The following is a 10,234-nucleotide window of genomic DNA, read 5'->3' on the forward strand; positions in this document are numbered from 1 at the left end:
CGGCCTTCGTCACGCCAAATCTTGCCCCATCGGGTCGCCGTCGAACGAGCCACCAAAAGGCGCCGCCCCGCGCCACTGGCCGAAAGCCCCTCTTCCAACAGCGCCACGAAGCGCCCTCGCAAATCACGCGAATAGGGTTTTCCCATGCGGACCGACCTCCTAACGGTCAGTCCGTTGAATCATAAAATCGATCCCATGGGAATCCCTGGCGACTCAACCCGACCCCAGAGCACTCTATACCGCGCGTGCCGATTCGCGTCGGCGCCTGGAAGAGGCCGTGAAGCTGGTTGTAAAACAGCTTCAGAACACAAGTGCTAACCAGTAATGCCAAAAAAGGGCAGGTTCGTTGAACGACCTGCCCTTAAGCCCTTGAAAAAATTGGTAGCGGAGGAGGGACTCGAACCCCCGACACGCGGATTATGATTCCGCTGCTCTAACCAGCTGAGCTACTCCGCCAAGAGGAAGCGCTTTATACGGGGAGGCTCCGAGCGCTGTCAAGATCGCGCGAGGCCGATGATCCGGTCGCGGATGCCGCCTGGGCGATCCGGCGGCCCCCGCCCCCGACCGCCCGCAGAGCCGCCCGGACGAGGAGACCCGCCCGCTGCTCGACCGCGCCCTGGTCATCGACGAAGAGCCCCGGGGGAGCCCTGGGGCGGGATCATCCCAAGACGCGGAGCATGCGCGAAAACCTGGCGGCGCTGGACCGGGGAGGGATGAGCGCGCCCCCCATTCCTTTGATTTGAAAGACTCAATTAGCGTTAGATATGCATTCTCGGCTTTGGTATTATGAGAAAGATTGAATCCGGGAGGCGCGCATGGATCGGGACACGTTTTTGGTTTGGCTTTCGGAAATCGACGGGCTGACACCGGAGCAGCGGGCCGAGGCTGCGCGTGTTCTTGACGGCCCGTCGTCGCTGGAGAGCCTGCTTGACCTTCTGGAGCAACGGGTGGGTGCGGAGCGCCGGTGCCCTCATTGCGAGACGACGGGGGCTGTGATCCGGGGGCGGGCCAACGGTCTGCGCCGCTACCACTGCCGAGGCTGCAACAAGACCTTCAACGCCTTGACGGGGACGCCTCTGGCCCGCTTGCGGCATAAGGAGCTTTGGGGAGCGTTCGCCGAGGCTCTGCGCGCGGGCGACACCATCGCTGAGTCAGCGGACCGCTGTGGCGTGGCGGGCAGCACCGCCTTTCGTTGGCGTCACCGCTTTCTGCGAGCCGCGAAAGCCGAACCGGAGAAGCTGCGTGGCATCGTCGAGGCCGACGAGACCTCCATGCTCGACAGTCGCAAGGGTGAGCGGAAGCTGGACAGAAAGCCCCGCAAACGCGGGGGCAAGGCGGCCAAGCGCGGATTGTCAAAGGAGCAGGTGCCCATCCTGATCGCCACCGACAGCTCCGGCCAGACCTTTAGCGCTATCCTTGACACGGTCAACGCCGAGACCCTGGCCGAACATCTGGAGCCGGTTATCCTCAAGGATGCCCTGCTGGTCAGCGACGGCCATCGGGCCTATCCGCCCTGTGCCCAGGCTCTGGGCGTGACCCATGAAGTCCTCAACCAAAGTGCCGGCGAACGCGTGCGCGGCGACCTCCACCTGCAGACCGTCAATAGCCGCCACGCGCGCCTGAAGGACCTCCTGCGACGTCACAGGGGCATCGCCACCAAATATCTCGACAGCTACCTGACGTGGTACCACCTCACCGTCCTGCCTCAACTCCCTTCACCAAGATCCACCCTGGCCTGTGTTGCCGGACTCATCTCACCCAAAGATCCAATTTGCATACCTAACGCTAATTGAGCCATTTGAAAAGACGAACGAAAGTCTCGGAGGCATCGCCTTCCCCAGTGATCGTGTTGGGCGGGTCTGGACAGCAGCCCAACACGAGCCCGCCGCTCGGAGGCCTGTGGGGGCACTGAGGCGTGTCGTATGGCGGGGATGACGATAGGGAGTGAACGCGACGGGCGCCCCCTACCCCACCTTGCCGTGGCAGTGCTTGAACTTCTTGCCGGAGCCGCAGGGGCACGGTTCGTTGCGGCCGACCTTGCCCCAGGTGGCGGGGTCGGCGGCGTCGCGGGCCTCGGGCTGGGCGTGGCGCACGGTGGCGGTGGCGACCGGCCGGGCCGCCGGGCGCGCGGCCTCGTCCGCGGCAGCCCCCGCGCCGGCGCCCATGCCCACCTGGGGCGGCGGCGTATCGTGGTGGGCCTCCATGCGCGTCGGCGCGCGCGGCACCAGCAGGTCGGGTTCCGGGTTGGCGCGCACCTCCACGTGGGAGAGGATCTGGGTGACCCGCTCCCGCAGCGTGTCCAGCATGGCCTCGAACAGTTCGAACGCCTCGGACTTGTACTCGTTCAGCGGATCGCGCTGGCCATAGGCGCGCAGGGAAATTCCCTGGCGCAGGTGGTCCAGTTGCAGCAGGTGTTCCTTCCAGGTCTGATCCAGAATCTGCAACAGCAGGCTCTTCTCGATCAGACGCAGGGTCTCGGGGCCGTAATTGGCCGCCTTGCGGGCCATGTGGTCCTCGGCGGCCTCCAGGATGCGGTGCTCCACCTCGGCCTCGGCGATGCCCTCCTCGCGGCCCCACGCCTCGCAGGGCAGGTCCAGCGCCAGCAGCCGCTGGCACGCCTCGCGCAGGCCGACCATGTCCCATTGCTCGGGCATGGCCTTGGGGGGCATGTGGCGGGGCACCAGGGCCTCCACCACCTCGCGGCGCATGTCGGCGACGGTCTCGACGACCTCGGCGGTGGTCATCAGTTCGCGGCGCTGCTCGTAGACCACCTTGCGCTGGTCGTTCATGACGTCGTCGAAGCGCAGCAGGTTCTTGCGGATGTCGAAGTTGCGCGCCTCGACCTTCTGCTGCGCCTTTTCCAGGGCCTTGTTGATCCAGGGATGGACGATGGCCTCGCCCTCCTCCAGCCCCAGGCGGCGCAGCACCCCGTCCATGCGGTCGGTGCCGAAGATGCGCATCAGGTCGTCTTCCAGGGACAGGAAGAACTGCGAGCATCCGGGGTCGCCCTGACGGCCCGACCGGCCCCGAAGCTGGTTGTCGATGCGCCGGCTTTCGTGGCGCTCGGTGCCGATCACGAACAGGCCGCCGGCGTCCAGCGCCTGACGCTTGCGCGCCTCCACCTCGGCGGTGATGGCGGCGATGCGCGCCTGCCGATCGTCGTCGGACAAATCCTCGGGCACCTCGTGGCGCAGGCGCATGTCCAGGTTGCCGCCCAACTGGATGTCGGTGCCGCGCCCGGCCATGTTGGTGGCGATGGTCACCGAGCCGGGTACGCCGGCCTCGGCGATGATGAACGCCTCCTTCTCGTGCTGGCGGGCGTTCAGCACGGCCGGCTTGATGCCCTTCTGGGTGGCCAGCAGGCGGGCCAGCATCTCCGACTTCTCGATGGAGACCGTGCCCACCAGCACCGGCTGGCCGGCCGTGTGGCACTCGACGATCAGGTCGACGATGGCCTCGTCCTTCTCCCGGGTGGAGCGGAACACCTGATCGTCGCGATCGTCGCGGATCATCGGCCGGTGCGTGGGCAGGTCCACGACCTGGAGGCCGTAGATCTCGGCGAACTCGCCGGCCTCGGTCATGGCCGTGCCGGTCATGCCGGCGAGCTTGTCGTAGAGGCGGAAATAGTTCTGGAAGGTGATCGAGGCCAGCGTCTGGTTCTCGTTCTGCACCGTCACGCCTTCCTTGGCCTCCAGCGCCTGGTGCAGGCCGTCGCCATAGCGCCGCCCCTCCATGGCGCGGCCGGTGAACTCGTCGATGATGATAATGCGGCCGTCGCGCACCATGTAGTCCACGTCGCGGGTGAACAGGGTGTGCGCCCGGAGCGCCTGGTTGGCGTGATGCACCAGGGAGACGTTCTGGATGTCGTACAGGCCGCCGGTCTGGATCAGCCCGTGGTCGCGCATCAGCCCTTCCAGGGCCTCCATGCCCTCCTCGGACAGGGTAACGGCGCGGTGCTTCTCGTCCTTCTCGTAATGATCCTCGGTCAGCCGGGGGATCAGGACGTTGACCTTGCCGTACAGGTCGGTGGTCTCGTCCGAGGGGCCGGAGATGATCAGCGGCGTGCGCGCCTCGTCGATGAGGATGCTGTCCACCTCGTCGACGATGCCGTAGACGTGATCGCGCTGGACCATCTCCTCCAGGCGGAACTTCATGTTGTCGCGCAGGTAGTCGAAGCCCAGTTCGTTGTTGGTGCCATAGGTGATGTCGCAGGCGTACTGGGCGCGGCGCTCGGCGTCCGACAGGCTGTGCACGATGCAGCCGACCGACAGCCCGAGGAAGCGGTGGATCTGGCCCATCCAGTCGGCGTCGCGCCGCGCCAGATAGTCGTTGACCGTGACCACGTGCACACCCCGGCCCGGCAGGGCATTCAGGTAGCAGGCCAGGGTGGACACCAGGGTCTTGCCCTCGCCGGTCTTCATCTCGGCGATCTTGCCCTGATGCAGCACCATGCCACCCAGAAGCTGCACGTCGTAATGGCGCTGGCCGAGGGTGCGCTTGGCCGCCTCGCGCACCGTGGCGAAGGCCTCCACCAGCAGGTCGTCGAGGGACTCGCCGGCCGCCAGACGCTCGCGGAACCAGGGCGTGCGGGCGCGCAAGTCCTCGTCGGAGAGGGCCTCCAGATCCGGTTCCAGGGCGTTGATGGCGGCGACGTCTTTCCCGAGGGCGCGAATGTAGCGATCGTTGGCGGTGCCGAACATCTTGCGGGCGATGGCGCCGAACATGAGAGCGTTCCTCGGGTGCAGCGGTGGCGGGGGATGCGGGGGGAAGGGCACGGGACGAACGGTCCGGAGCCGACCGGGCGCGCGATCGGGAAGAGATAGAGAGCGGCGCATGCCCTGTCAACGACGCCCCAAAAACGTCACGATGGCCCCTTACCTCCCGGCGGACGGTCGGTTTTGGTCGACTGGGCGGCGGAATACCGGCTGGCGGGTTGGCCGGTTGACGCCTTCCCCGCGACCCGTCAGGGTGCGGTCTCGTGGGGTCCGCCCCGGACGCGCCGCGCCCCGGTCACCGACACCGGCCCGATCCGCATGCCTGTTCCGGCGCGCCTGTTTCCGTGGCGCCCCCATCCTCACTGAGATCAAGGACTGACGACGATGGTTCGCACCACGCCCCGTGCCCTGGCCTTCTCGGCCGTGTTCGCGCTGGCCCTGTCGGGCGGGTTGGGGATGTTCCCCGGCCAGGCATCGGCCCAGGCGACCGCCGATCCCGAGTCGGTGGTGGCCACGGTCAACGGCAAGGATATCACCCTGAAGGCCGTTCAGGACATGCAGGCGCGCCAGCCGCAACTGGCCCAGGCGCCGCTGCCCATGGTTTATGAGACCCTGGTCAAACACCTGGTGGAAAGCCAGTTGATCGTCGACCGCGCCAAGGCCGAGGGCTTCGCCGACCACCCCGACGTGCTGACCCGCCTGGAGACCATGCGGGACAGCGTGGTGCGCACCGTCTACCTCACCAAGGTGGTCGAGGATGCGGCCACCGACGAGGCCCTGGAAGAGCGCTACGAAGCCTACAAGGCCGCCCATCCGCCCGAGGAGGAGGTGCGCGCCTCGCACATCCTGGTGGAAAGCGAGGAGGACGCCGTCGCCCTCATCCAGAAACTGGAGGATGGCGCCGATTTCGCCGAGTTGGCCAAGGCGGAGTCCACCGGCCCGTCGGGCCCCAATGGCGGCGACCTGGGCTACTTCAAGCGTCAGGGCCAGATGGTCGAGCCCTTCGCCGAGGCCGCCTTCGCCCTGGAGGCCGGCGCCTTCACGGCCGACCCGGTGCAAACCCAGTTCGGCTGGCATATCATCAAGGTGACCGACCGCCGCATGGGCGAGCACCCGAGCCTCGACGAGTTGCGCAACCAGTTCGTCACGGAGATCGCCGAGGCCCGCATCGAGAGCCTGCTTGAGGAGCTTCGCGGCGAGGCCGATATCGTCACCAAGCCCGTGGACGAGGTGCTGCCCAGCGCCAAGTAGGCCGGCGCCTCCGCCGGCACCGACACGCCCCCGGCCCACGATCACCGTCCCCGGCCCGCGCGCCGGGGACGGCATTTCTGCGGTGCCCTTCTCCCTTGTTCTCCTCCCCCGGGACCCCCGACCCATGGATCAGCCCGTCTCGCCCCTGGCCCCCACCACCGTGATCGAGCCCGCCCCCGTCCCCGGCGTCCGTCTGGCCACGCGGGCCTGCGGCGTGCGCTACCAGGGGCGTACCGACGTCCTGCTGGCGCTGTTCGATCCTGGCACCACCGTCGCCGGCGTTCTGACCCAGTCGGTGACCCGCTCGGCGCCGGTGGAGTGGTGCGCGAGGGGCCTGGCGGACGGGCGGGCCCGGGCCCTGGTGGTCAACGCCGGCAACGCCAACACCTTCACGGGCCTGCGCGGGACCTCGTCGGTGGAAAACATCGCCACGGCGGCCGCCGCCACGGCCGGCTGCGCGCCCGGGGAAGTGTTCGTCTCCTCCACCGGCACCATCGGCGAGTTCCTGCCCGACGCGCGCATCACCCTGCCCCTGCCCGAGATGGCGGCCGAGGCCCGGGCCGACGGCTGGGTCGCGGCGGCGCGCGCCATCATGACCACCGACACCTACCCCAAGACCGCCACCGCCGAGACCCACATCGGCGGCGTGCCCGTGCGTCTGTCGGGCATCGCCAAGGGCTCGGGCATGATCGCGCCGGACATGGCCACCATGCTCGCCTACGTGGCCACGGACGCGGCGCTGCCGGCCGACGTCCTGCGGGCGCTGCTGGGGCCGGCGGCCGACGCCTCGTTCAACAGCATCACCGTGGACGGCGACACCAGCACCTCCGACACCCTGTTGCTGTTCGCCACCGGACAAGCCGGCCATGCGCCGGTCACCGGTCCGGACGACCCGGCGCTGGCCGCCTTCCGGACGGCCCTGAACGGCCTGCTGCTGGACCTGGCCCATCAGGTGGTGCGCGACGGCGAGGGCGCCAGCCGCTTCGTGGAACTCCGCGTCACCGGCGCCGAGAGCGACCGCGCCGCCCGGCGCATCGGCCTGGCCATCGGCAATTCTCCGCTGGTCAAGACGGCCATCGCCGGCGCCGACGCCAACTGGGGCCGCATCGTCATGGCCGTGGGCAAGGCCGGGGAACGCGCCGACCGCGACCGTCTGGCCATCCGCATCGGCGGCGTTCCGGTGTGCGCCGACGGGCTGGCGGTGCCGGGCTACGACGAGGCCCCGGTGGCCGCCCACATGAAGGGCCGGGACATCCTGATCGAGGTCGATGTGGGCATCGGCCAAGGCTCGGCCACGGTGTGGACCTGCGACCTCACCCATGGCTATATCGACATCAATGCCGATTACCGGAGCTGATCCCCACACAGACGACCGGGCCCGCATGCCCGGGCGGCTCGGCGGCACGGGCTGCGCGGCCGTGCTGCCGGTGCGCACCGACCGCCTGGTCCTGCGGCCGCCCACCCCGGAGGACGTCGCCGACGTGGTGGCGCTGGCCGGCGACTGGGCCGTCGCCCGCCACACCGGCGACATCCCGCATCCGCTGACCGACGCGCCCATCCGCGCCTGGATCGGCACCACCCGCCAGACCCACGCCGACGGCACCGGCGTCTCGGTGCTCATCACCGAGGCCGAGACCGGCGCCATCGCGGGCGCCGTGACCATCGCCTGGCACCGCCATTGGCCGGAGGCCGAACTGGGCTACTGGGTGGGGCGGCCGTTCTGGGGCCGCGGCTATGCCACCGAGGCGGTGCGCGCCATCACCGACCTGGGCTTCGCGACCTTCGATCTGGCCGGGGTGTTCTCCAGCACCCGGGGGGACAACACCGCCTCGCAGCGGGTGCTGGACAAGGTGGGCCTGCGGCCGGACGGCGGCGTGCTGGAGGTCCCGGCCCCGGCGCGGGGCGACACCTGGATGCAGGCGCGCCGCGCGCTCACGCGCGACGACTGGGTGCGCCTGCGGGCGGCGCGGGCGCGGATGGTGCTGGTGGTCGCCGCCGCCCTGGTGGACCCGGATGGCCGGGTGCTGCTGGCGCAACGCCCCGAGGGCAAGACCATGGCCGGGCTATGGGAGTTCCCGGGCGGCAAGGTGGCGACGGGCGAGACGCCGGAAGCCGCCCTGATCCGCGAGTTGCGCGAGGAACTGGGGGTGGATGCCCGCGCCGCCTGTCTGGCGCCGTTGACCTTCGCCTCTCATGCCTATGCGGACTTTCATCTTCTCATGCCACTATACATCCTGCGCAACTGGGCGGGGACACCGACGGCGCGCGAGGGCCAGGCGCTGGCCTGGGTGCGCCCGGCACGGTTGCGCGACTATCCCATGCCGGCGGCGGACCGTCCGCTGATCCCCGTGCTTCAGGACCTGCTGGGAGGGTGAGACGATGGGCACCCAGAGGATACCCGGATCGGAGACCGCCCGCCTGCGCCACGGCGGCGGCGCCCTGCCGCTGCGCACCGGCCGCCTGATCCTGCGGGCCCCCACCGCCGCCGACGCGCCCGCCGTGACCGCCCTGGCCGGCACCTGGGCGATCGCCCGCTTCACCGCCAGCATTCCCCACCCGCTGAGCCAGCAGGACGTGCAGGACTGGATCCGGCTCGCCGAGGTCCGTCACGCCGAGGGCACCGGCGTCGTGCTGCTGATCGGCGCGCGGCCGGCCGACACCGTGATGGGGGCCATGGACCTGCGCTGGGGCGGCACCTGGCCGTCGGCCGAGGTGGGCTACTGGATCGGTTCGCCCTTCCAGGGCCGGGGCCATGCCAGCGAGGCCCTGGCCGCCGTCATCGGCCTGGCGTTCGGTCCCCTGGCCCTGGAGGAGGTGTTCGCCAGCGCCACGCCGGACAACGCCGCCTCGCTGCGGGTGCTCGCCAAGGCCGGCCTGCGCCCGGACGGTCGCACCCTGGTGGTGCCGGCGCCCGCGCGCGGCACGACGTGGCGCCACGACCGCCGCGCCCTCACCCGGGCCGCCTGGACGGCCCAGACCCAGGACACGCACCCATGACGCCGACGTCCCCGACACCATCGCCCACGGCGGCGCTCATCATCATCGGCAACGAGATCCTGTCGGGCCGCACCCAGGACACCAACGCCCGGCACCTGGCGGAGCGCCTGGGACGCGCGGGGATCCGGCTGCGCGAGATCCGCGTGGTGCCCGACGAGACCGAGGCCATCGTCGCCGCCGTCAACGCGCTCCGACCCCGTGTCGATCACGTGTTCACCACCGGTGGCATCGGCCCCACCCACGACGACATCACCGCCGCCGCCCTGGCCACCGCCTTCGGCGTGCCCCTGATCCGCCATCCGGACGCGGTCGCCATCCTGACCGACCATTACGGCGACGCCCTCACCGAGGCGCGGCTGAAGATGGCCGAAACCCCCGAGGGCGCCGCCCTCATCGACAATCCGGTCAGCGCCGCCCCCGGCTTCCGCATGGGCAACGTCCATGTGCTGGCCGGGGTGCCGGCCATCATGCGGGCCATGCTGGAAAGCCTGCTTCCCGGCCTGAACGGCGGCCCGCCCCTGCTGTCGCGGTCGGTCACCGCCCCGGCGCGCGAGGGGGAGCTGGCCGCGCCCCTGGCGGCCATCCAGGCGCGCTGGCCGCGCGCGGACCTGGGCAGTTACCCGTGGGCGCGGGGTGGGCGCATCGGCACCACCCTTGTCGTCCGGGGCACCGACGCGGCGATGCTGGACAGCGTGATCGCAGAGGTGGCGGCCCTGCTGCGTGCCCAGGGCCATGACCCCGAGATCGGGGAGCGATCGGGCGGAGACCAATCGAGCTGACGCAATCCTGCCCTATGACCCTGTTCCTAAGCCTCCTGATTTAAAAAACCTTTGGTAACCGCACTATGGGTGTTGATTTTTTTGCGCGCATATATCATTAAGGCACGAACCCCTTCGGAAACCCTGAATAAGGATTCAGTTTTAATATGAAGCAGAATAAAGTTGTCAGAATATCGCTGTCGGGAGGATTGATCGGACTCTTGACCACGAACCCACGCGCCACACTTGAGCGGCGAATCCAAGATGAGAATGAGTCTGGATGGAATACAATATATTTTATCCCGCACCGAGAGACCAACCTCCTCGTGGTTTTTTTCCAGCTTCTTGTCTTATCTCTAACGTTATTTCTTTGGACGTGGGGCGCTGGTTACATGCTGTTGCTCGAACGCGAAGCGCACTAGTGTCCTGAATCCGAAGTTCGTTACATCACTTGGCTGGCGCTGGACGAACTTCGGATTCAATCAGGACACTATTAACTATATGATTCTAGTG

7 protein-coding genes, 1 tRNA gene and 1 pseudogene are annotated in these 10,234 nt (G+C 68.6%); 7 read left to right on the forward strand and 2 right to left on the reverse strand.

Annotated features, from left to right (window positions below):
• Window positions 1-379: 379 nt before the first annotated feature.
• Window positions 380-456 (reverse strand) — tRNA-Met (locus GGD89_RS18695).
• Window positions 457-815: 359 nt separating this feature from the next.
• On the opposite strand from GGD89_RS18695, the gene GGD89_RS18700 reads away from it, so the two are divergent.
• Complete coding sequence (locus GGD89_RS18700; protein ID WP_184048784.1) at window positions 816-1,793, forward strand: IS1595 family transposase; 978 nt, start codon at window positions 816-818, stop codon at window positions 1,791-1,793.
• A gap of 171 nt (window positions 1,794-1,964) precedes the next feature.
• Here GGD89_RS18700 and secA read toward each other — a convergent pair whose 3' ends face one another.
• The gene (gene secA, locus GGD89_RS18705) at window positions 1,965-4,724 is read right to left on the reverse strand and encodes a preprotein translocase subunit SecA (RefSeq protein WP_184048787.1); all 2,760 of its coding nucleotides are present in this window, start codon (window positions 4,722-4,724) and stop codon (window positions 1,965-1,967) included.
• Between the two features lie 375 nt (window positions 4,725-5,099).
• Between secA and GGD89_RS18710 the strand changes: the two genes are divergently transcribed.
• From GGD89_RS18710 to GGD89_RS18730, 6 genes and pseudogenes are all read left to right on the forward strand, one after another.
• Window positions 5,100-5,966: a foldase protein PrsA gene (locus GGD89_RS18710; RefSeq protein ID WP_184048790.1), complete on the forward strand. Its 867-nt coding sequence runs from the start codon at window positions 5,100-5,102 to the stop codon at window positions 5,964-5,966.
• Window positions 5,967-6,090: 124 nt separating this feature from the next.
• A complete protein-coding gene (gene argJ, locus GGD89_RS18715) occupies window positions 6,091-7,323 on the forward strand; it encodes a bifunctional glutamate N-acetyltransferase/amino-acid acetyltransferase ArgJ (protein WP_184048793.1) in 1,233 nt (410 codons plus the stop codon).
• A gap of 25 nt (window positions 7,324-7,348) precedes the next feature.
• Window positions 7,349-7,816, forward strand: a pseudogene (locus GGD89_RS20730) (GNAT family N-acetyltransferase); the annotation flags it as partial.
• A gap of 126 nt (window positions 7,817-7,942) precedes the next feature.
• Window positions 7,943-8,341 (forward strand): (deoxy)nucleoside triphosphate pyrophosphohydrolase, encoded by a 399-nt coding sequence (locus tag GGD89_RS20735; protein ID WP_425503060.1) that lies wholly within the window; start codon window positions 7,943-7,945, stop codon window positions 8,339-8,341.
• 4 nt (window positions 8,342-8,345) lie between these two features.
• Window positions 8,346-8,963 (forward strand): GNAT family N-acetyltransferase, encoded by a 618-nt coding sequence (locus tag GGD89_RS18725; RefSeq protein WP_184048799.1) that lies wholly within the window; start codon window positions 8,346-8,348, stop codon window positions 8,961-8,963.
• Window positions 8,960-9,742 (forward strand): competence/damage-inducible protein A, encoded by a 783-nt coding sequence (locus GGD89_RS18730; RefSeq protein ID WP_184048802.1) that lies wholly within the window; start codon window positions 8,960-8,962, stop codon window positions 9,740-9,742. The genes GGD89_RS18725 and GGD89_RS18730 overlap by 4 nt, the downstream gene beginning before the upstream one ends.
• Window positions 9,743-10,234 lie beyond the last annotated feature (492 nt).

This window comes from Roseospira visakhapatnamensis, from assembly GCF_014197915.1.
In the GTDB taxonomy this organism is placed as follows: Bacteria; Pseudomonadota; Alphaproteobacteria; order Rhodospirillales; family Rhodospirillaceae; genus Rhodospira; species Rhodospira visakhapatnamensis.